This is a genomic window from Aquibacillus albus, assembly GCF_016908325.1.
Lineage (GTDB): Bacteria > Bacillota > Bacilli > Bacillales > Amphibacillaceae > Aquibacillus_A > Aquibacillus_A albus.
The window spans coordinates 1-22,827 of sequence record NZ_JAFBDR010000036.1 but is presented as its reverse complement, the minus strand read 5'-3'; the positions used below and the strand labels follow the sequence as shown (position 1 = coordinate 22,827).

The following is a 22,827-nucleotide window of genomic DNA, read 5'->3' as shown; positions in this document are numbered from 1 at the left end:
TGTTAAACAATCAAAACTTCCAAGTGTAGAACCGTTCTGCTCCTAAACGCTCCTTCGCAATCGCCTCCAAATCAGCAGTTGCTGGGTCCATCCCTCCTAGTATACCTGACGCTTGTGATTGGTGTGCTAGAATCGTTTCCATCTTCTTTTTAAAAAAAGGAGAAATATCAACAGCGACGTCGGGTTCACCTAATTCTTCTAAATGGGTTCGACTAAACGCTTGTGCCCATATGGTAGGTCGATCTGCCTCACCCATCCGTTTAACCGCTTCGATAGCTGCTGCACCTAAGGCATTGTGATCTGGATGAACCGCATACCCTGGATAATGGGTAATAACTAGACTCGGTTTAATTTCATCTAAAAACCCTTTTAAATGTTCAGCTACCTCAGCCTTCGACTCAAATTCTAACGTTTTATCACGATAGCCTAACATCTCTAATTCTATGTCTAATACGTTACAGGCATTAATTAATTCTTTTTTTCGAAATTCAGGTAGCGTCTCTCGATTAGCAAAGGTTGGGTTCCCCATATTTCTTCCCATTTCACCCAACGTTCCACATAAATAGGTTACAGGAACTCCTTCCGAACGAAATTTTGCAATCGTACCTGATGCACCAAAAGCTTCGTCGTCTGGATGAGGATAAATAACAACTACATGTTTTTCCACAAAAACACATCTCCCTTACTGCGTATTATTGAACGAATATAATAATTGTATAGTAATTCAAAACAACACTTTATCAACCCCTAATAATGAAAAGGAGTTTCACTAATTTCTAAAGTTACCATTAACCTTCCTTCACGATCATGCCCTGCCATTAATAAACGGTTTTGATCATCTACTTCATATTCACTTAATCCTTCTGCATAAACCCAGCCAATATCAAGCTTTAATCCAACTCGATAAACATTACCTGAGCCTACAATTTTTGCATGATTATAGCGAACCTTTGCATTTCTTATAAATGCACCGACATTATATGCATTTTCATCATTATGACTAGCATACGCACCATTCGTTGTTTCTAAGTGAACATATACATCTTTGTTTAAATATCTCTCTAGTTCAGTTTGGACTTTCTCTATATGTATTGGATCCATCTAATCACCCTTTAAATATTATTATACTGCCATTATAGCTTTAAATGGATAGATACTGAAAGCAATTAACCTTTATTAGTACTCCAACCTATAATTAAAAGAGACTGTCCACCGATAAGTAAATACGCTGGTGACAGTCTCTTGATAGATAAGCTACTATTTTTGTGCTACTTTTTCTTTTATTTGCAGTTTCTCTTCCATGCGGTTGCGGTCTCTTTCAAGAATTGGTTTCAAATATTTCCCTGTAAAAGATTGCGATTGTTCTGCAATGTGCTCTGGTGTACCAGTAGCAATGATTTCACCGCCACGTTCGCCACCTTCCGGACCAAGATCAACGATATAGTCGGCAGCCTTAATAACATCTAAATTATGTTCAATAATTAGAACAGAGTCACCATTATCGACTAATCTTTGCAACACTTCTAATAAACGAGAAATATCATCCACATGTAAACCAGTGGTAGGCTCATCTAAAATGTACAAAGTTTTACCATTTGATCTTCGGTGTAATTCACTTGCTAATTTTACACGCTGAGCTTCCCCACCGGAAAGCGTTGTTGCAGGCTGACCTAACCGAATATATCCAAGACCAACATCAAATACTGTTTGCAGCTTCCGCTTGATTTTTGGAATGTTTGCAAAAAAGGCGAGCGCTTCTTCAATCGTCATATCAAGGACATCAGCAATGTTTTTGCCTTTATATTTCACCTCTAATGTTTCCCGGTTATACCTTTTCCCATGACAAACCTCACACGGAACATAAACGTCAGGTAGAAAGTGCATCTCAATTTTGATAATTCCATCGCCTCGGCATGCTTCACAACGGCCACCTTTTACATTAAAGCTAAATCGACCTTTTTTATAACCACGTACCTTTGCTTCATTCGTTTGTGCATAAACATCTCGAATGTTATCAAAAACACCCGTATAGGTTGCTGGATTGGATCGCGGCGTCCGGCCAATTGGAGACTGATCAATATCAATCACTTTTTCTAAATGTTCCGTCCCTTTAATTGCTTTATGTTTACCAGGTTTTTGCTTTGCACGTTGTAGTTTCATAGCCAGTCCTTTATGCAAAATTTCATTCACAAAGGTACTTTTGCCGGATCCGGAAACACCAGTAATAGCAGTAAATAAGCCAATCGGTATTTTAGCACTTACATTTTTCAAATTATTTTCTTCAGCACCTATAATCTCAACATAACGACCATCTGGTACTTTACGTTCAGTTGGAATTGGAATGAATTTTTCGCCTGACAAATACTGACCCGTCAATGACCGTTTATCCTTCATTACTTTCTCAGGTTTTCCACTAGAAACTATTTGCCCGCCATGTTCACCTGCTCCAGGACCAATATCAATTAACCAGTCAGCAGCAAGCATCGTATCTTCGTCATGCTCAACGACAATTAACGTATTTCCTAAGTCACGCATTCGCTTAAGCGTTTCAATCAAGCGATCATTGTCTCTCTGATGTAGACCAATAGAAGGTTCATCTAACACGTAAAGTACTCCCGTTAATGCTGAGCCTATTTGCGTAGCAAGACGAATACGTTGCGCCTCACCACCGGAGAGCGTACCGGCTGAACGAGATAATGTAAGGTAATCGAGTCCAACATTATTTAAAAACAATAATCGCTCACTAATTTCCTTTAAGATCATATGAGCGATTTTCTGTTCTTTTTCACTTAGAGTTAAAGACTCAACAAACTCCTTTGCTTCTGTAACAGATAACTCAGTCAGCTTCCCTACATGCAAACCATTAATTAAAACAGCTAATGCTTCTTTTTTGAGACGATACCCTTTACATGTTGGACAGGATTTTTGTGCCATATATTTTTCCATTTGTTCTCGAATAAAATCGGAGCTTGTTTCCCTATATCTACGAGCAATGTTTGCAATAACACCTTCAAACATAATCTCATTTTCTCTAACAATGCCAAAATCATTTTCATAGCGAAAATAAACCTTTTCTTTTCCACTGCCGTATAAAATTTTATCCAAATGTTCTTTTGGCAGGTTTTTAATCGGTTCATCCATATCAATGCCATAGTGGGTACATACACTTTCTAGTAATTTCGGATAATAATTAGAGCTTGTCGGCTCCCAAGCAACGATTGCACCATCCTTCAAAGAAACGTCCCAATTCGGGATGACTAAATCCAAATCAACTTCAAGCTGGGTCCCAAGTCCACCACACCGATCACATGCTCCATAAGGACTATTAAATGAAAACAATCTTGGCTCTAATTCTCCAATCGAAAAACCACAAATAGGACAAGCATGATCCTCGTTAAACAACAGTTCCTCATCACCAATAACATCTACAATGACCTTTCCTTCTCCTAACCGTAGTGCTGTTTCAATCGAATCCGTTAAACGTGACGTCACACCGTCTTTAACAACAATACGGTCCACAACAACTTCAATCGAGTGTTTTTTATTTTTTTCCAATTGTATGTCTTCAGAAATCTCACGTGATTCTCCGTCAATTCTTAGACGAACATACCCTTCCTGTTTGATATTCTCTAGCACTTTTACATGCTCGCCCTTCTTACCTGATACCACGGGGGCTAATATTTGCAGTTTTGTTCTTTCTGGATATTCTAATATTCGATCTACCATTTGTTGTATCGTCTGTGACGTAATTTCTATCCCATGCTTCGGACAAGTAGGGTGACCAACCCGAGCGAATAATAATCGCAAATAATCGTAAATTTCTGTTACGGTACCTACTGTCGAGCGTGGATTACGACTCGTTGTTTTTTGATCAATTGAAATCGCTGGTGATAACCCTTCAATCGCATCAACATCAGGCTTGTCCATTTGGCCAAGAAATTGTCTTGCATAGGCAGACAAGGATTCTACGTACCGTCTTTGTCCCTCGGCATAGATGGTGTCGAAAGCTAATGATGATTTACCAGAACCAGATAAACCGGTTAACACAACTAATTGCTCTTTCGGTATATCTACATCAACGTTTTTTAAATTATGGGCTCTTGCCCCCCGAATGGTTATTGCCTTTTTAACCATTTGCGTCATCCTTCCGCTTTTAGTTCCAATACTAAGTCGCGAAGCTCTGCAGCCCGTTCAAAGTTCAGTTCACGTGCCGCTTGCTTCATCTCTTTTTCCATTTCTTCAATCATTTTATCTTTCTCTTTCTTCGATAAGTCAGTTAACTTAGGTGTATCCTCTTTATACTCATTCGCGTCTTCAGCAACAACTGTCGCTCGAATAACATCTCGAACCTCTTTTTTAATTGTCTGTGGTGTGACGCCATGCTCCTCATTGTATGCCTGTTGTTTTTGACGACGTCTATTTGTCTCATCAATTGCTTTTTGCATAGAATCCGTCATTTTATCAGCATACATAATGACTTGTCCATTTTGATTTCTTGCTGCACGACCCATGGTTTGAATCAGTGATCGTTCCGAACGCAAAAATCCTTCCTTATCCGCATCTAAAATAGCAACGAGTGATACTTCTGGTATATCCAAACCTTCTCTTAACAGGTTAATCCCTACCAGTACATCATATTTTCCTACGCGTAAATCACGGATAATTTCAATTCTTTCTAACGTCTTAATTTCAGAATGCAAGTAAGCAACCTTCATACCAATCTCTTTTAAATAATCAGTCAGGTCTTCAGACATTTTCTTCGTCAGCGTCGTAATTAATACCCGTTCATTTCGATCGATTCGATTATTAATTTCACCGATTAAATCATCAATTTGACCTTCTATTGGACGTATAGACACTTCGGGATCAAGCAATCCAGTCGGACGAATGATTTGCTCGGTCATTTTCGGCGTATGCTCTAGCTCGTACGGTCCAGGCGTAGCAGATACAAATAACATTTGGTTCGCTTTTTTTTCAAATTCATCAAACGTTAATGGTCGGTTATCCATCGCTGACGGTAATCGAAAGCCATGGTCAACTAGCACTTGTTTTCGTGCTTGGTCCCCATTATACATACCTCGAATTTGTGGTAAGGTAACATGTGATTCATCGATAACGATTAAAAAATCATCCGGAAAATAATCGAGCAACGTATACGGTGTTGAACCAGGCTCACGAAATGTTAAGTGCCTCGAATAGTTTTCAATGCCTGAACAGAAGCCCATTTCATTCATCATTTCTATATCATAGTTTGTTCGTTGTTCTATACGTTGTGCTTCCAAAAGTTTGTCTTGTTCTCTAAATTCTTTTAAGCGGTCTTGTAGCTCTTTTTCAATATTTTTGATTGCTAGCTTCAGCTTCTCTTCCCTCGTTACGAAGTGAGATGCTGGAAAGATAGCAATATGTTCACGGTCACCAATGATCTCGCCTGTTAACGCATCTACTTCTCGTATTCGGTCAATTTCATCTCCAAAAAATTCAACACGGATACAATGCTCTTCTCTTGACGCAGGTATGATTTCTACAGAATCACCACGTACGCGGAAAGTACCACGTTGAAAATCGATATCATTTCTTGCATATTGGATATCTACCATATTCCTAAGTAGTTCATCTCGATCCTTTTCCATTCCTACACGTAAGGATACGACTTGGCTTTTGTATTCTTCTGGAGAACCTAAACCATAAATACACGAAACACTAGCTACAATTAATACATCTCTTCGCTCAAACAATGCAGATGTAGCAGAGTGTCGCAGCTTATCTATTTCATCGTTGATACTTGCATCCTTTTCAATAAAAGTATCCGTAGATGGTACATAGGCCTCCGGCTGGTAATAGTCATAGTAGCTGACAAAATATTCAACCGCATTGTCTGGGAAAAATTCTTTAAATTCACTATATAGCTGCCCAGCTAACGTTTTATTATGGGCAATGACTAGGGTAGGCTTATTAACCTCCGTTACAACATTCGAAACGGTGAATGTTTTCCCGGTACCTGTAGCACCTAACAATGTTTGGTTTCTCTTCCCTTTTTGAACCCCATCGACGAGTTCTGCAATTGCTGTTGGTTGGTCTCCTTGTGGTTGATAATTAGATACAAGGTCAAATTTGTTTTCCACGACGATACAACCTCCGTTCCCTTCTAATTCAAGCTTATCATATTATACTATATTTTTAACAGAAACACGAACAAACATTCGTGATCATTTATATGCTTTTTTTATACAATACCACCCTCGCTTTGCTTTTCAAACAAAATAGCTCTAAAATAGACAATCTAGCTGAATGAAAATGTTTCCAGGTTATTTGGTGTATGGTTGTTCACCACATTGTTAGAAACAACTTCCTCTATCCATTGTGATAAGTTTAAAGATTATTTATAATCGACCTAACAATAAAGCTACATAAAAAGAAAGGAACATTGGATGACAAAACCATTTATACTATTATTTACGTTTCTATTATTAGCTGCTTGTGGTCAGGATAATTCTAGTCCTAATGCAGAGGATAGTGAACCATTAGCAACACTGGCTGTTGACTTACAAGCACCAGAATCGTTAGAGGTTAATGAAAAAGCTACATTACAAGCAATAGTCACTTATGGCAATGAAGAAGTAGAGAATGCAGAAGAAGTAGAGTTTGAAGTTTGGATGGATGGAGAAAAAGGCGATAGTGAAATGATTAAGGCCAGTCACATCGGTGATGGGGTTTATGAGATAGAATATACCTTTGATTCAGATGGCATTTACTTTGTTCAGTCCCACGTTACTGCTGAGGGATTACATACCATGCCTAAGGCTGAAATAACAGTCGGACAACCTGATGTCGTAAATGACACAGATAAAAACAAAGAGACAGAACAACATGATGATGGGGACAGAGAAGAAGACGATGATCAGAACGATTCCAATCATTCTGACCATCACCACCATGGGAATGTTTCCATCCATCTTGATATTCCAGAAAAGCTAGAAGCACATGACACGCAAAAAGTTAGCGTTCAACTTGAGCAAGATAGGGAGTCGCTTACTGAAAGTAACGTATCGCTCGAGATTTCCCATAAGACCGAAGATGATGGTTTATGGATTGATTTAGAAGAATCTCCAAATGGACAGTATAAAGGTGAGGTTACGTTTAACTATACTGGTGAATACATGATTATCATCCATGTAAAAAAGGATGACTTACATGAACACAAAGAGCTAACCGTTACAGTTGAATAGACGAAGGATTTGAATGGGCGAGAATCAGTGTTTGAAGCGTTGGGCGGCAGTAGTTGACGAAGCGGACTTTAGATCTACTTTATTGATTTGGTGGATCCTCATTCCGTTATTTTCGCTAAAACGTTCGTTTCGAGCATGAACTAGGATTCTCGTTCCGTTATTTGCCTTTTTCAACCAAAATTCCATCGATTTTGTGCTAATAGCGGAACCACGACCTGTTCCCCACTGTTGTGACAGCTTTTTATCAATTTAGCGGAATGAGGATCCATATTATTGATTCGATGGATTTTCATTCCGCTAATTATACTGAATTCGTTTTTCTTTTATACTTATTTACATTTTACGTATAGCTTTGATCATATTGATTTACTTCAAACAAATCAATTAATTCTATATCCGGATGTTTATCGACAAACCATCTTAGTGCAAAATCATTTTTAAACAAGACGAGGAATTGTCCTTCGCGATCCTTCACTAGAAGATTTCGATCGTCAAATAAAGATTCATCGACTTGATCTGTATTTAACCAGCGTGGTATTCTTTCTCCAACTGATTCCAAGCTAACTTCTACGTTGTACTCATTCTTCATTCGATATTCAAATACTTCATATTGTAGCTCACCAACGGCACCAATTATATAAGACTCCGTTCGATGACCTTTAAACAGCTGAATCGCACCTTCCTGCACGAGCTGTTCAAGACCTTTTTTAAACTGTTTGCCCTTCATTACATTTTTAGCGGATACCTTTTTAAATAACTCTGGTGGGAACTGAGGTAGTTCATCATATTCAAAGTTATCCTTCCCATCAATCAATGTATCTCCAATTCGATAAGCATTTGGATCATAAATCCCAATAATATCACCAGCATAGGCCTCTTCCACCGTGCCCCTAGAAGATGCAACAAATTGCTGCGATTGTGATAGCTTGATTGTTTTGTCTGTTCTAGCAAGCTTCACACTCATTCCACGTTCAAACTTCCCAGAGCAAACGCGTAAAAAGGCAATTCGATCACGGTGTGCTGGATTCATGTTTGCTTGAATTTTAAAAACAAATCCAGAGAAATCCGGGTTATCAGGGCTAACAAGTCCCTCAGTTGTTTTTCTCGGTGTTGGATTAGGAGCCATCGAAATAAACGTATCAAAAAACGATTGCACACCAAATGGCGCCAATGCACTACCGAAGAAAACCGGCGTTTGTTCCCCTTTTAAAACATTCTCTAATGAAAAATTATCTCCAGCTTCATCCACTAAAGTTAGTTCATCCTCTGTTTCCTGATAGGTGGCATTTTTCACTAAATCCTCGTGCTCTGAATTGTCTAAATCAGCATAAGGAATATAGGTTTCCTCTTCATTTCCATTATACTGAATAAACTGTTTATTATAACGATCAAAGATACCCAAAAATCGCTTACCCATTCCAACTGGCCAGTTCATCGGATAGGTACTAATATTTAATACCTGCTCAATTTCCTCTAATAACTCCAGTGGTTCTCTACCTTCACGATCCAGCTTATTAATAAACGTAAAAATCGGAATCCCACGCATACGACATACCTTAAATAATTTCAGCGTTTGAGCCTCAATCCCTTTTGTAGCGTCAATGATCATTACTACACTGTCCACAGCTGTTAATGTCCGGTATGTGTCCTCACTAAAGTCCTCGTGACCAGGCGTATCTAAAATGTTTACTTGATAGTCTTTATAAGGAAAATTCATGACGGAAGAGGTAACAGAAATCCCACGTTGCTTTTCAATTTCCATCCAGTCAGAAGTTGCAAACTTGCCAGATTTTTTTCCTTTTACCGTCCCAGCTGATCGAATTAAGTTTCCAAATAAAAGCAGTTTTTCTGTTAATGTTGTTTTCCCGGCATCCGGGTGAGATATAATTGCAAATGTTTTTCTTTTTTTCACTTCATGATTGATATTCATATTTAAAATCCCTTCTATTTAATTTTTATTCTTCTCTTTTTATCCGTTACACTAAGGGATTTTTACATCGAAATAATTCTCCTTTTTCCTATTTTTCAATTATCATATCCAATACTAGAAGATATCATGATTACACCAAACAAGCAACTTATTTATGATCGTATTAATGTGCAACATACGATTAATACGCAGTACAGTGAAATTAAAATAGTGCTGGGATATCGCTTCGGCAGAATACTTCGCTTTCCGCGGGCACGGCCTCAGCCTCCTCAGAAGCAAAGAACTCTTCTTGCGGGGTCTTCGGACACGTGCTGTTCCCGCAGGAGTCTGCGTATTCTGCCTACGCTAAAAGCGATTCTTCGATTAATCATATGTGTAAGTACTGGAATTCACATTACGTGGATGTCTTCTCCTCGCTTTTTACATAAGACAAGGAAAACACCGGCATTATTATTTCACACATAAGAAATTGGTTTGTATTTTTCGAGGAGTCTACGTGTATTTTTTCTGCTGGTTTTGCGCTATTATACTTCAAAAGTATTATTTCAGATTAAATCAATAGATAATCATTTACTTATGTGTTGTTGATTGGAGCGTAGGGCAGTCGACTCCTGCGGGAAAAGCAACAGCTGAAAATCCCGCAGGAAGTGGTTTTCTTCCGAGGAAGTTGAAGCGTTGCCCGCGGAAAGCGACTGCCCGTAGCGGAAATCAACTTTGCAGTTATGTCGCATTATGTGTCAACTGTGCAATAAAAAAGAATACGAAAAGAGTCTCTTTATCTTATTCATGAAACTTCCAAAACTGTACGGAACCGTTCTCTGCTATAATGGAAGGATAGGTAAAATTCGCTTAAAGAGGTGAAAGATATGCGAACCTTTTTCATTGATAAACAAGATATCGTTCGAATCACTGGCGAACGCTTTTATAAAAGAGGTTATGACTACTTCAAAAAAAATAGGGTTTATGGGTTAACTTATAACCCTTCGATAAATTCATGGAAAGGAACTGTACGCGGCACTGAAACATATAGTGTTCGAATTTTCTTTTTCGACCATGATGACATAGAAGCAAGCTGTGATTGTCCTGCATATGCAACTCACTACACGTGCAAACATATTGCTGCTGTTTTACTAGCAATTGGACAAACATCATGGGACAAGCTGAAGAAAACAAACAACGGGCAAACACCGCCGCCGTCAAAAGAGGATGGATACTTGATTGATGATACATTCACCACTCGAATAATCGATGCTTTTTCCAAACCATCACAGCCTGTAACAACAAAACAACAGGTGTTACAAATGGATTACATTATCGGAACAAGAAAAAACCCTCATAATTCAAAAGCATTTCTAGAAATTGAATTAAAGGTTGGAGCAAACAAAACGTATGTTATTAGAAATATTCGTGAGTTTTTAGTAAGTATTAAAAAAAATCAAGCCTATAAAATTACAACAAATTTTACTTACCAGCCAGACACACATGCGTTTACGGAAAAAGATCAAGAAATTTTGCAGTACTTGTTGACTGCTTATGACCATGAGGCTTTAGTTGAGCACGGATTGTCCAATCCAATTCATGATAAGCGAACAATCGTCATTCCACCTGGAGCTGCCAATCAGTTATTAAGCTTAATTAGTGAACAGTCCTGCTTTTATAAAGAGGGAGATGGAAGCTACCACAATGGTATAACGATCAAAGACCAATTGGATGAGCTTACCTTTTCTTTAATGAAGCAAGATCAGAACACGTATCAGGTAGATATCTCAGCATTAGCTAATTACACTTATTTAGAAAATTATCACTATCTTTTAAAACAGGGTACATTTTATCGATTAACCAATGAGCAACACCAAATTATCGATCAAATCTTTACAGTATTACCCTATCGTACAAAGCAAACACACCCAATCAGTGCAGAAAATATTGAAGCATTTCTAACAAAGGTGGTACCACAATTAGAACAGATTGGCAACGTTAATTATGGAAAAGACACAAAGGATTGGATTAAACTAGCTCCATTATCCTCTATTATCTATTTAGACGAAACAGATGGAACACTGACAGCGGATGTGGCCTTTCATTACGGGGATGCAGTCATTTATCCTTATAACGACGACATTCCAAAAGGAGTTGTCGTTAAACGTGATATTGCAAAGGAAATGAATGTTTTACGCCTATTAGAAGATGCTGGTTTTGTTTTCTTAAATAATCGTTTTCAATTATTTAAAAATGAAGCGATTTATAAGTTTCTTCATGAGCAATTATCAGAATTGAAGGAAATAGCTACTGTCCATACTTCTGTGCATGTTGATGCAATGATCATCGATAAACCTACTTTTAAAACCGAAGTTGACCTAGATTCCAAAAAAGGATTTCTAGATATTTTCTTTGATTTAGAAGGGATTTCAAAGGAAGATGTCCAGCATGTTTTACAAGCCATCATCGACAAAAAAAGTTTCGTCCGAATCCACGATGGTGGGTTGCTAGCTTTGGATCAAGATGAATTTAAACCTTTTCGTTCATTAGCAGATCAGCTACAACTAAACAAAAAGCAAGTAGAGGATGGACATGTACAGCTTCCTGCAGCAAGAAGCTTTCAAGTGGAGGAAACGCTGAAGCGTCAATCTTCCAATTATGGTCAAGCATACGAACAACTATTATCAGACTTAAAGCAACCGGACAGCTTAAACTTTCCGTTGCCAAAAGATTTGAATGCTGAACTAAGAGACTACCAGCATACGGGATTCCAATGGTTAAAAACATTATCGACCTATCATCTTGGCGGTATTTTAGCAGATGACATGGGCTTAGGAAAAACACTGCAAACGATTAGCTATCTTTTATCGGAAAAAGAATCGAGTACGGACGGGCATCAAAGCTTAGTCGTTGCACCAGCTTCACTCGTTTACAATTGGAAAAAAGAGTTTGAGAAATTTGCACCAACGATGAAAACAGTCGTTATATCTGGAAATAAAGCACAACGACAAAAACGAATAGAAAATGAACGTGCTGATGTCTATATTACTTCTTATCCGTTAATACGTAAGGACGTACAACTTTATGAACAACAGCTTTTCGATTCGTTAATTTTAGATGAGGCGCAAGCTATCAAAAATCACTTAACATTAACAGCTAAATCTATTCGTTCCATTCAAGCAAGACAACGATTCGCATTAAGTGGAACACCAATTGAAAATGCACTAGAGGAATTATGGTCGATTTTCCATACGATTTCTCCAGGAATGTTTGGAAACAAAAAAACTTTTTTAAAACTAGAACGTGAAACTATCATTAAAATGACTCGACCATTTCTGTTAAGAAGAGTCAAAAAAGATGTATTACACGAGCTTCCTGACAAAATTGAAACTGTTAATTACTCTGATCTAACGAAAAATCAAAAAGAAGTATATGTTGCACATGTTGAAAAAATGCGGCAAACAATGAATCAAACCATTGAGGAAAAAGGTTTTGAACGTGGTAAGCTGGAAATTTTAGCGGGACTAACAAGACTTCGCCAAATATGCTGTCACCCTTCATTATTTATGGAAAATTACAGTGGGAAATCTGGCAAGCTTGAGCAGCTAATGGAATTAGTCGATGAGTTAATCGCAAACGGTAAACGACCACTAATTTTTTCTCAATTTGCAAGCATGCTTTCGATCATTAACGATAAGCTTAATCAAACAGGATTTGATACGTTTTACTTGGACGGATCAACACCTTCTAAAGAACGAATTGAAATGGTGGATGCGTTCAATGATGGGGAAAAACCGATTTTTCTCATTTCACTCAAAGCTGGTGGAACTGGCTTGAATTTAACAGGGGCAGATACGGTTATTTTGTTTGACCTATGGTGGAATCCGGCTGTGGAAGAGCAAGCTGCTGGAAGAGCCCACCGAATTGGCCAAAAAAACGTTGTTCAAGTAATCCGCTTAATTACAGAAGGTACGATCGAGGAAAAAATTTATGAGATGCAGCAAAAAAAGCGTGCACTTGTTGATCAAATCATTCAGCCTGGCGAAACCATGCTATCCAAGTTATCAGAACAAGAATTACGAGAGCTGTTGGAAGTTAAATAATCCGAAAAATAATGAGCCGTATTCCGTTTTTAACAAAGAATACGGCTCTATTTTTATTTTTTTTGGGCGAGAAGCCCCCCCTTTTAAGTGAGGGATAGTTCAATCGCTATGTGGTTCAATCATGATTGTAGGATCCTCAGCTAAATCTATTTCTTGTTCTGATGATAGAACCTTTACTATGGGGCGATGAAGGTGCGTATTAATTTGTGTAACAATAGCCTGTTCCCCTTTACCAATGAGCACTTTCGTTCCTGGAGGATAAGTTGGAATTGCCCGAGTAAATGCTTGCACAATTTTATGCATATATAACCGATCAGATGTCGCCATTATACCTTCCATCGCTTCATGTGGAGCCATACTTTTTTGAGTGATGTAGTTATCGTACAAATTGGCAATACCACAAATCTGACCTACCTCTAAAATCGTATCTCCTGATATCTGCCGCGGAAAGCCTTCACCGTCAACCGATTCATGATGCTGATAAGCGACATGAGAGGAGACGACACTTAATTGGTTATTATTACGAATATAGTTGAAACCATATTCCGGATGCTTCTCATATTCATCCGTAAGCACCTTTCCAATATCATGTAAAAGCGAACCAATCGCTAAATCTATTTGCTTTCGATCATTGTAGCCCAATTTTTTTCCTGTCATTAATGACAAAATCGTTACATTTACAGCATGTGCATAAGGCTGTACCTCTTTAGCCATCGTTCCAGATGGTATGAGTACTAATGTGGGCCGAACCTTTACTTCCTTCAATAATAGATTCCCAACCTTCTGTAAATCTTTTATGTCCGGTCTTTTTCCACTTTGCACTTGTTCATAAAAGTCCTTTACTACTTCAATCGAATCTGTCCATGTTGGTAAATCTATCATATCATCTATATGTATCCCTTTAGATATTTCATCTTCTACAAAAAGAAAATTAATACCAATATCCTCGAGTCTGCTGAGTATTTTGGGGTTAATCGTTCTTCCAGCAGCAAGTAAAACTCTTTTTTGGGAATCAAAAATAGGTTTCGCTAAGACCATCGTTTGATAATCATATTCGGAAATATCTATTAACCTCATCGTACACCTCTTTATTTTAAATGATTAATCATATTTTCTTTTTCTTACTATTTTTTAGTGAATAGGAGATTCGACAAAATCGTCTGGTTTGAAGATTGTTTAACTCTCTGAATCAATTTGGTAGTTTGGTAGAATCAGAACTTCTACACGTCTATTTTTAGCTCTATTTTCCTCACTATTATTTGGTAATATTGGCTGATGTTCTCCATATCCTTTCGCACTAAACCGTTGCGGATCTAACTTTTCATTATCCAATAACAATCGCATAAAATTAACCGCTCGCATCACACTTAAATCCCAATTCGAAGCAAATCTACCATTTCGAATCGGTACGTTATCGGTGTGACCACTGATAACGATTTGATGTGGGGGATCAGTATAAAGTAATTCAGAAATTTCCTGCGCTACTTGTTCCCCTTCCCCTTTCACTGTGGCACTACCTGAATCAAAAAACAATTCATTATAGATAGAAATCAGCAGTCCTTCATCCATCAATTTCGTACCTAAAATAGTGGAAAGATTGTTTCTCTCAATGTATGTATTAATCTCTTGCTGTAATTGCTTTAATTGATTTAATTCTCGTTCACTTTTCTCTTCATCAATGATTTCCTTTGGTTCTCTGTTCACTTCAGTTACTACATCTACTACGCTTTCATCTGCCTCTAAGATGCCATCTCCCGTAGGCCCTGTTGCAAGTTCATTACGGAAAAAATTAGATAGCTCTTCGTATTTTTTTGCATCGATTTCACTCATAGCAAATAAGACAACAAATAGTGCTAATAGCAGGGTAAGCATATCAGCGTAAGGAATTAACCAAGATTCATCTGTTTTTTCTTCTTCAATCCCTCTCTTTCTACGCATTCATTTCCTCCTCCTGCTCCAGCTTCCACTGGTCAAATTCTTTCGTGGAAAGATAGGACCCCAATTTGTCCTTTATTACTAACGGTGATTCACCATTTGCTACAGATAAAATCCCCTCTATCATCACTAGCTTGACCTGTACTTCATCTTTTGACTTTTCCCTCAACTTATTTGCAAAAGGATGCCATAAAACATACCCAGAGAAAATTCCAAATAACGTTGCAATAAAAGCTGCCGAAATTGCTTTCCCTAATAATGCTACATCTTCCATATGACCAAGCGCAGCGATTAGTCCAACAACTGCTCCTAATACACCTAATGTCGGTGCAAACGTTCCTGCTTGTGTGAAAAGTCGAATCCCTTTTTGATGCCTTTGTTCCATTGCATCTATCTTTTCTAGCAGGACATCACGAATAAACTCCGGTTTTTGTCCATCAACGATAAGGCCTATACCTGACTTTAAAAAGGTGTCAGTAAACTCGGACATATGTGTTTCTAAAGCGAGAACTCCTTCTTTACGGACAACATCAGATAAATTGGTAAACATCGTAATAATTGTTTTAAGATCTGATTCATTTGATTCCTTAAAAATAATTTTTATTAGCTGTGGAATGTTTTTAATAGTATTCATCGGAAATGATATAAATACAGCGGCTAGTGTCCCTAGAAAAATAATAATTAATGCAGCAGGATTAACTAATGCAAGTACATTAACACCTTTCAATACCATCCCAACTCCAATGGCAAGAACACCTACAATAATCCCGATCACTGTTGTCTTATCCATATTTCCCCTCCACTCTATCTATCATTAATCTTGTTTTAATGGTTGTCACATTCGAAATACTAATTCTAGTACAGTATAAAAAAAGACTATCCTTAATTAATGGATAGTCAATATAACCCCAAAATTAAGATTAGTAACCAGGCTATCATAGTTTATGGGTATGCCCCCGTAAAACCTTAGACCCTTGGCTTTGCGTCCTTCTCTTTCAAAAAGTTTGCCTTTATTAATCTATTTATAGTGCTTTCATACTAATTTCATAGTAGCCTACTATGCCGTTTTTTTCAATCAAATCGGTAAATTTTACTAGCAAGAAATCATATTTTGTCTTTTTTTGTCTTGGAAAGCCAAGCAAAGTGCACCAGTTTATGTAATAAATGAAAAAACCACTTACTCAATCGAACATAAAAGTAAGTGGTCAGTAAATCTATCCTGATTTTTTTTGTTTCATATTCATCTTATGGTCTTTAAAACGATAACTGCCTTCAGCAAATATGATTCCTAATTCGTGATGTTCCCCCTGATACATCGCTCGTTGTACAAATCGGAGTTCCCCTCTTTCATCACGAACATCCAATTTACAATAAGCGCTATTTACTTGCAATGCTTCATAAAATTGTTGCTCATTAGATACAGATTTACCATTTACTTTTATAATTATTTCACCAGGGGATAAACTTAATTTATCTGCTGGTGACACTGGGATAACACCTAAAACAAGCATCCCAGTTGGACTCGGACTGAAGAAAGGCTTGTTTTGTTGATCTTTGGATCGAAATCGGAAAGAAATAAACTCTCTACCAATGATAGCAATAGCAACACTAATTAAGGTTAAAATAGTCAGGTAATACCCAGCTATTGCCGTTCCTGTTGTCAATAAACCTAATATTAATAACGATTGACCTAGGTTTCGCGTTGCCTTTAAGGGTGCTGCTCCTTTAACAACCTGTTCAAAGCCAATTAAAAACGGCAACAGAATAATTCCAAAACGATCACCATCTATTTGAAAAATAGGCCACCAGCTAGAAAAAGGTACGATTTCACCAACCGGAATCAATGCAAAAAAAGGTACTACAGCAATTTTCTTTAATCGGTGTTGTCCAATCCACTTACCTCTATTGCCTTTTACAAGCTCAGGAAATGTTTCCTTTTTATTTATTCGAATCATCAAAATCGCTTCAATAATAATAAGTAAACCTAAGATGATTGTAAAGCTCACAGGATCAACATTTCGTAAACCATCTGTCCAATAGGAAGGTAGACGTCCTTCTAACAAATCAGGTAAAATTAACAACAACAAGAAAGTGAATCCCATCGTGTATGCAGATGAAAGCCATGAAAACCTTTTAGTTAACGTGAAAATTATCGTAACAAGTGACAATAAAACCATTACTGGGAAGCTAAACATCACACCAAGTCCAATTGCTAAACAGGATAAAACGAGACAACTAACGATTGTAATTGGCCATGTATATTTTGCTTCTTGAAAAGCAGAATAGATTTTCGTTCCAAAAAAATGTCTTTCTCTTTTAATCCTTGCCAACGATGCAAGTAACCCAAGGATTAAAAACCAATATAATAAAGGATGAAGAAAAACTTTCCCTAGCCCTTTTATAAATTCCAGTAACCAAGCCTCCATATGAAACCCCTCCACTGATTAACACGACAGATATGCAAAACGTAATATAATTCCTATAATGTATATACAATTCTCCTTCTATTGTATCAGTAATCAATAAAAGTTTCCTTATCGAATTTACGTTTTTTAATAGATTCCTGTAAAGTAAAAATCCATGAGCAACTTGCTCATGGATTTTACTTTACTTAAATAGTGCGTTTAATGCTTCATCTTTTTGCGTATCGTTTTCACCACTTCTAATGATCCCTACAATATCCGCCTGGATTCTTTCAGCAGTTTGTTGGTCAACTTCCCCAGTTGCTTCCAATGCTTGTTCTTTCTGATATTGTCTCACTGCTTCTTCCGTTTGGTCACTATATACACCGTCGTCACGGCCTGGGTTAAAGCCAAGACCAATTAACATTGTTTGTAAACTTTTAACTTTATCATTACTTTCATTAATTTTTAGTGTATCTCCTTCATCAAGCTGAATTGGATTCGTATAAAAATAATCAGGTTGCTTCACTTCGATTGTAGGCTCTACACCATCTTCATGTATCCAAGTACCTTCTGGTGATAACCACTTAAACAATGTTAATTTTATGGTACTACCATCTCCCATAGGAATAGTTTGCTGAACCGTTCCTTTACCAAAGCTTGTCGTCCCTACAACTTCGGCATTTCCTGCTTCTTTAAGTGCTATTGCCAAAATCTCGGATGCAGATGCGCTTCCCTCATCAATCAGAACATTAATTGGATAATCCTTTGGTTCTTCCAATTCGGAGAAATAACGTGACCTTTCCCCATTTCTATCTTCTATTTGTACATACGGTTGATCTTTTGTAATAAAATTCTTCAAAATTTCCTCTACAGAAGGTAATAAACCACCTGGATTTCCTCTCACATCAATGACGAGGCCCTCAATGCCTTCCTCTTCTAATTTCATCAATTCTTCGTAAAAACGTTCTGCCGTGTTCTCAGAGAAAGAGGTTATCTCTATAATTCCAGCCTTTTTACCATCGATTTCCTGTGTTTCCGAATATACTGTTTCAAGCGGAATGTCATCACGGATAATCTCTACATCGAAAGGCTCTTCCACACCTGGGCGACTTATTTCTAATACAACCTTTGAACCTTGTTCACCGCGAATTTTAGATACAGCTTCGAAAAGATCTAAACCTTCAATGCTTTCATCATCTACTTTTAAAATTTGATCATTTGGTTTTAAACCAGCCTCTTCTGCTGGCGAATCCTTAATCGGAGCAACAATCGTCACTTTATCATCAACCATACTTACTTCAGCACCAATTCCCTCAAAGGAGGACTCAATTTGATGATTGAATTCTTCTACTGTTTCTTTATCCATATAGACACTGTACGGATCATCCAATGTATCCAACATGCCTTGTACAGCACCTTCTATTAATTGATTTTTCTCTACTTTTTCTAAATAATTGTCTTGAATGGTTTGATATGCTTGCATTACTTTCCTCATATCTCCCATTCCGTCTTGCCCAAGTAGTTCTTCCTGCTCATCTGGATTTAAATCAATAAAATCTTGCTGATCCGAGTTAGCAAGGTTTCCATAATTTGGTTGATCCGATTGAGCAAGTTGAACACCGATATAAGAACCAACCCCTCCTAACAGCAAGGCGGCGAGCATTAGTACTACGATGTGGCTTTTTTTCAAATTCAACGTATTCACCTCAATTAATTTTGTTCAAGCGATGATCGATGTCACTTCATATGTATGGCACAAAAGGCATCACAAGTTCTTTGCGATGCCTTTCGGTTTATTTTAGTTTATGCCAGACTTGATATAAACATGTCCATAATCTCATTATTTTAATAGACTTAATGGATTAACCGAATTACTTTTTGCTGCATTCCATCCACCTTTATGAATTTCAAAATGCAAATGTGGGCCAGTGGAATTACCTGTGTTACCCATTGTACCAATGGTTTCTCCTTGACTTACGGACTCGCCTGTTGAAACCGACATACTATTTAAATGGGCGTATAATGTTGTATAAACCGTTCCATCAATGGAATGTGCAATAAGAATAACATTGCCGTATCCATTCATTTTTCCATCCCATTCCGTGTTTGTCGAAATAACAACTCCTGCAGCAGATGCTTTAACAGCTGTACCAACACCACTCGCTATATCAATACCAGCATGTAATTTACCCCATCGTTGTCCATAACCAGAAGTAAAGGTACCAGTTGATGGCCAAACAAAAGTCCCATTTTCAGATGGTTGTGAACCATTTTCCTTCGCCAGCTGCTCTAACCTTTGTTGTTCCTGCTTTGCTTGCTCAATAGCTTTTTCAATAGCTGCTTCCTGTTTTCTTAAAATTTCTTGTTCATCTTCCAAGCTTACTTGGTATTCTTCAAGTTCATGTTGCTCATGCTTTAACTCTTCCATCAGCTTTTCTTTTTGTAGCATTTGGCTGTTTAAGGTTGATTTTAGTGACTCGAGCTCTTGTTTTTGTGATTCTAAATCTGCTTTTTTCTCGTCTAAATCAGCCTTTTTATCCTCCAGTGATACCTGCTTATCTTCCAGCTCTTGCTTCTCGGCCATATGTGTTTCCATTATACTTTTATCCTGGTCCATTATTTTATTAACTGCTGTTGCTCGATTAATTAAATCTCCAAAATTTTGCGCGCCCATAATTACTTCTAAATAACTTACATCTCCACCGCTTTGTTGCAATGCACGCAATCGATTTTTTAATAATTCTTCTCTCGTTTCAATTCTATCTTTTAAATCAAAGATTTCAAGCTTTAACTGTTCAATCTCTGCTTCTGTTTCTTCTATCGCATTATTCGTTGCTATAATTTCTTCTTCTTTCGCCTCTAGCTTCGATAATGTATCTTCTAACTGTAAATCGATTTCTTCAATTTCACTCATTACTTGTGCCTGGTGAGCCTTATTTTCCTCAATTTTTTGTTGCGTTTCACTTACCTCGTCACTCAAACTACCGTTTTGTTTTTCTATACTCCCTTGCTGCCTTTGAAGCTCCTCAAGCTCCCTTTTAATATCAGCTAATCCTTCTGCAAACACATGTTTTGAAGCTGGTATGCCTGACAAAATAATCGTAAAGATAATAAAATAAGTAACTACCCTTCTCATCCCAAGTTCTCCTTCCCCCTGCGGAATCTATCGTCCTTGGATTCATTGTGTACTTTAAAAGTGATACCAATTTAATAGGAAACGTTTATAAAACAGCCTAGATTAAACCTTTAAGAATTTACGAATACTCATAACACTGCCCCAAACACCAATACTTGCTCCAATTGCCAGAATAATTAATGACAGTTGGATAGCAAATGGATTAAATGGTAGTAAATCTACAAAACTAAACTGAGTTAACACATTCGCACTATTTGCCAAGAAGTAATAACCTGTAACAATAACAGCAATTGGAATAATACTTCCTAACACACCTAGCAATAGTCCCTCTACGAAAAACGGCCAACGGATAAAACCGTTCGTTGCACCAACAAGCTTCATGATTCCAATCTCTCTACGACGTGCAACAATCGTGATCTTTATCGTATTTGAAATTAGGAAGATTGCAGTGAAAATTAAACCAATAATTAACGCTAATCCAATATTTCTTGCATACTCATTGAATCGGAATAAATTTTGGACTACGTCTTGTCCATAGTTTACTTTTTCTACGTTTGTCATTGTCTCGATTTTTGAAGCAACAGTCATCGTATCGAGTGGATCCGCTGTTTTAACAATGTAGGCATGGTTTAAGGGGTTGTCCTGTTCATACATCTGCCATACTTCGCCTTCTTCCCCTAGACTAGAAATTAAATTTTCCAATTCCTCATCTTTGGATGAAAATTGAACGGTCGATACTTTAGGTATGCGTTCAATTGCTTGTCCAACTTCATCTATTTCAGTTTCAGAAGCCGTTAAATCGATTAATGCTTTAATTTGTACGTCTTCTTCTAAACTACTAGCGATATGACTAAGGTTTAGCATTAACGCTAGAAACGCACCTACTAGTACTAATGTAGTAGTAACCGCACCTACAGAAGCTACGGTCATCCAACCATTTCGCCAAATGTTCTTAGAGCCTTCACGAAAGTGTCTTGTTGCTGTACTAAATTTCATAGCCGTATTCACCTCGGTGTTCATCACGTACAATTAAGCCGCCTTCAATCGCAATTACCCGCTTTTTAATTGTGTTAACAATGTCTTTACTGTGTGTGGCCATTATAATGGTAGTCCCACTTGCATTGATTTCATCTAATATTTTCATAATTTCCCATGATGTGTCTGGATCAAGGTTTCCAGTAGGCTCGTCTGCAATCAATAGTTTTGGATGATTGACGATCGCTCTAGCAATAGCTACACGCTGCTGCTCTCCCCCTGATAGTTCATCAGGAATAAATCGAGCCTTATTTTTCAATCCGACTTGATCTAGCACCTGCATCACGCGTCTACGAATACTTTTAGGCGCTTCTTCTATTACTTCCAGTGCAAAAGCAACATTTTCATAGACTGTTAGTTTTGGAAGTAGTTTAAAATCCTGATAGACTACGCCAATATCTCTACGCAAATACGGTACTTGCTTCCATTTCATTTTTGGTAGATTCATCTGGTTTATTTTGATTGTCCCTTTCGTTGGGACCTCTTCGCGAAACATCAGTTTAATAAATGTTGATTTTCCTGCTCCACTCGGTCCTACTATATAGACAAATTCACCTTGTTCAATGGTTACATCTATACCATTTAATGCAGTAACTCCATTCGGGTACGTTTTATATACGCCTTGCATCGCTATCATATTTCTATCACCTTTATCTTTTTTATGTGTTTATCACGTGCTGAACGTCTTGGATTTTTTAACAAATTAGTTACCAAGGTCTATGGTGATTGATACGTTTATTTCCTTTTATAGCCTCAAGTCTATGTATGAAAATGAAAGTACTATTTTGGCCGACTAATATGATTATTTCGATTTTTTCTGTGAAAATCCTGCATGTTTCTGTCGAAATTACAGGGTCTGTTTCATTATAACATCTATTTTCTATTTTTTTAGACATAAATTTATTACATTTTCATTTCAGAATTTGTAAAGAGCAGAATGCAATAAGTGTGTGTGTTCAAAAGTCAAAAAGAGGCTGACCCTCTTTAAAATGGACCCTGTAGAATAGACAGTTTAAAAAAAGAGGCTTGTCCTTGAACTTTTTACTGACTCTGTTTTGCAGGGTCTTTTTTTTGTTAT

15 protein-coding genes and 1 riboswitch are annotated in these 22,827 nt (G+C 37.5%); of the genes, 2 read left to right on the top strand and 13 right to left on the bottom strand.

Going from position 1 to position 22,827, the window contains the following annotated elements; all coding sequences use genetic code 11:
- Window positions 1-10: 10 nt before the first annotated feature.
- The 4 genes from bshB2 to uvrB all read right to left on the bottom strand — a co-directional run bounded on the left by bshB2 (window position 11) and on the right by uvrB (window position 6,122).
- Entirely contained in the window at window positions 11-667 is a 657-nt protein-coding gene (bshB2, locus tag JOC48_RS19935; protein ID WP_204502172.1) for a bacillithiol biosynthesis deacetylase BshB2, read from the bottom strand.
- Window positions 668-747: 80 nt separating this feature from the next.
- Window positions 748-1,101 (bottom strand): YojF family protein, encoded by a 354-nt coding sequence (locus JOC48_RS19930; RefSeq protein WP_204502171.1) that lies wholly within the window; start codon window positions 1,099-1,101, stop codon window positions 748-750.
- A 156-nt stretch (window positions 1,102-1,257) separates the two neighbouring features.
- A complete protein-coding gene (gene uvrA, locus JOC48_RS19925) occupies window positions 1,258-4,134 on the bottom strand; it encodes an excinuclease ABC subunit UvrA (protein WP_204502170.1) in 2,877 nt (958 codons plus the stop codon).
- A 5-nt stretch (window positions 4,135-4,139) separates the two neighbouring features.
- A complete protein-coding gene (gene uvrB, locus JOC48_RS19920) occupies window positions 4,140-6,122 on the bottom strand; it encodes an excinuclease ABC subunit UvrB (protein ID WP_204502169.1) in 1,983 nt (660 codons plus the stop codon).
- 306 nt (window positions 6,123-6,428) lie between these two features.
- Between uvrB and JOC48_RS19915 the strand changes: the two genes are divergently transcribed.
- Window positions 6,429-7,226, top strand: coding sequence for a FixH family protein (locus tag JOC48_RS19915; RefSeq protein WP_204502168.1), 798 nt, complete (start codon window positions 6,429-6,431; stop codon window positions 7,224-7,226).
- 340 nt (window positions 7,227-7,566) lie between these two features.
- On the opposite strand, the gene JOC48_RS19910 is transcribed toward JOC48_RS19915, so the two are convergent.
- Window positions 7,567-9,156: a peptide chain release factor 3 gene (locus JOC48_RS19910; RefSeq protein WP_204502167.1), complete on the bottom strand. Its 1,590-nt coding sequence runs from the start codon at window positions 9,154-9,156 to the stop codon at window positions 7,567-7,569.
- 866 nt (window positions 9,157-10,022) lie between these two features.
- Between JOC48_RS19910 and JOC48_RS19905 the strand changes: the two genes are divergently transcribed.
- Window positions 10,023-13,238, top strand: a complete 3,216-nt coding sequence (locus JOC48_RS19905; RefSeq protein ID WP_204502166.1) for an SNF2 helicase associated domain-containing protein — start codon at window positions 10,023-10,025, stop codon at window positions 13,236-13,238.
- Window positions 13,239-13,337: 99 nt separating this feature from the next.
- On the opposite strand, the gene JOC48_RS19900 is transcribed toward JOC48_RS19905, so the two are convergent.
- From JOC48_RS19900 to ftsE, 8 genes are all read right to left on the bottom strand, one after another.
- The gene (locus JOC48_RS19900) at window positions 13,338-14,315 is read right to left on the bottom strand and encodes an HD-GYP domain-containing protein (RefSeq protein WP_204502165.1); all 978 of its coding nucleotides are present in this window, start codon (window positions 14,313-14,315) and stop codon (window positions 13,338-13,340) included.
- A 99-nt stretch (window positions 14,316-14,414) separates the two neighbouring features.
- Window positions 14,415-15,176, bottom strand: a complete 762-nt coding sequence (gene motB, locus JOC48_RS19895) for a flagellar motor protein MotB (protein ID WP_204502164.1) — start codon at window positions 15,174-15,176, stop codon at window positions 14,415-14,417.
- The gene (gene motA / locus JOC48_RS19890; RefSeq protein ID WP_204502163.1) at window positions 15,169-15,963 is read right to left on the bottom strand and encodes a flagellar motor stator protein MotA; all 795 of its coding nucleotides are present in this window, start codon (window positions 15,961-15,963) and stop codon (window positions 15,169-15,171) included. The genes motB and motA overlap by 8 nt, the downstream gene beginning before the upstream one ends.
- A 129-nt stretch (window positions 15,964-16,092) precedes the next feature.
- Window positions 16,093-16,192: riboswitch (cyclic di-GMP riboswitch) on the bottom strand.
- A 195-nt stretch (window positions 16,193-16,387) separates the two neighbouring features.
- Complete coding sequence (locus JOC48_RS19885; RefSeq protein WP_204502162.1) at window positions 16,388-17,599, bottom strand: PDZ domain-containing protein; 1,212 nt, start codon at window positions 17,597-17,599, stop codon at window positions 16,388-16,390.
- 181 nt (window positions 17,600-17,780) lie between these two features.
- Window positions 17,781-19,283, bottom strand: coding sequence for a S41 family peptidase (locus tag JOC48_RS19880; protein WP_338024356.1), 1,503 nt, complete (start codon window positions 19,281-19,283; stop codon window positions 17,781-17,783).
- A 135-nt stretch (window positions 19,284-19,418) separates the two neighbouring features.
- On the bottom strand, window positions 19,419-20,714 hold the full coding sequence (locus tag JOC48_RS19875) for a murein hydrolase activator EnvC family protein (protein ID WP_204502161.1): 1,296 nt from the start codon (window positions 20,712-20,714) through the stop codon (window positions 19,419-19,421).
- A 102-nt stretch (window positions 20,715-20,816) separates the two neighbouring features.
- Window positions 20,817-21,710: a permease-like cell division protein FtsX gene (ftsX, locus tag JOC48_RS19870; protein WP_204502160.1), complete on the bottom strand. Its 894-nt coding sequence runs from the start codon at window positions 21,708-21,710 to the stop codon at window positions 20,817-20,819.
- Window positions 21,700-22,386, bottom strand: coding sequence for a cell division ATP-binding protein FtsE (gene ftsE / locus JOC48_RS19865; protein ID WP_204502159.1), 687 nt, complete (start codon window positions 22,384-22,386; stop codon window positions 21,700-21,702). The genes ftsX and ftsE overlap by 11 nt, the downstream gene beginning before the upstream one ends.
- Window positions 22,387-22,827 lie beyond the last annotated feature (441 nt).

Bases quoted from the DNA above. Each gene is read 5' to 3' on its own strand.
- JOC48_RS19930 (WP_204502171.1), bottom strand. From the start codon at position 1,101: ATGGATCCAATACATATAGAGAAAGTCCAAACTGAACTAGAGAGATAT.
- uvrA (WP_204502170.1), bottom strand. From the start codon at position 4,134: ATGGTTAAAAAGGCAATAACCATTCGGGGGGCAAGAGCCCATAATTTA.
- JOC48_RS19915 (WP_204502168.1), top strand. From the start codon at position 6,429: ATGACAAAACCATTTATACTATTATTTACGTTTCTATTATTAGCTGCT.
- JOC48_RS19910 (WP_204502167.1), bottom strand. From the start codon at position 9,156: ATGAATATCAATCATGAAGTGAAAAAAAGAAAAACATTTGCAATTATA.
- JOC48_RS19905 (WP_204502166.1), top strand. From the start codon at position 10,023: ATGCGAACCTTTTTCATTGATAAACAAGATATCGTTCGAATCACTGGC.
- JOC48_RS19900 (WP_204502165.1), bottom strand. From the start codon at position 14,315: ATGAGGTTAATAGATATTTCCGAATATGATTATCAAACGATGGTCTTA.
- motB (WP_204502164.1), bottom strand. From the start codon at position 15,176: ATGCGTAGAAAGAGAGGGATTGAAGAAGAAAAAACAGATGAATCTTGG.
- motA (WP_204502163.1), bottom strand. From the start codon at position 15,963: ATGGATAAGACAACAGTGATCGGGATTATTGTAGGTGTTCTTGCCATT.
- JOC48_RS19885 (WP_204502162.1), bottom strand. From the start codon at position 17,599: ATGGAGGCTTGGTTACTGGAATTTATAAAAGGGCTAGGGAAAGTTTTT.
- JOC48_RS19875 (WP_204502161.1), bottom strand. From the start codon at position 20,714: ATGAGAAGGGTAGTTACTTATTTTATTATCTTTACGATTATTTTGTCA.
- ftsX (WP_204502160.1), bottom strand. From the start codon at position 21,710: ATGAAATTTAGTACAGCAACAAGACACTTTCGTGAAGGCTCTAAGAAC.
- ftsE (WP_204502159.1), bottom strand. From the start codon at position 22,386: ATGATAGCGATGCAAGGCGTATATAAAACGTACCCGAATGGAGTTACT.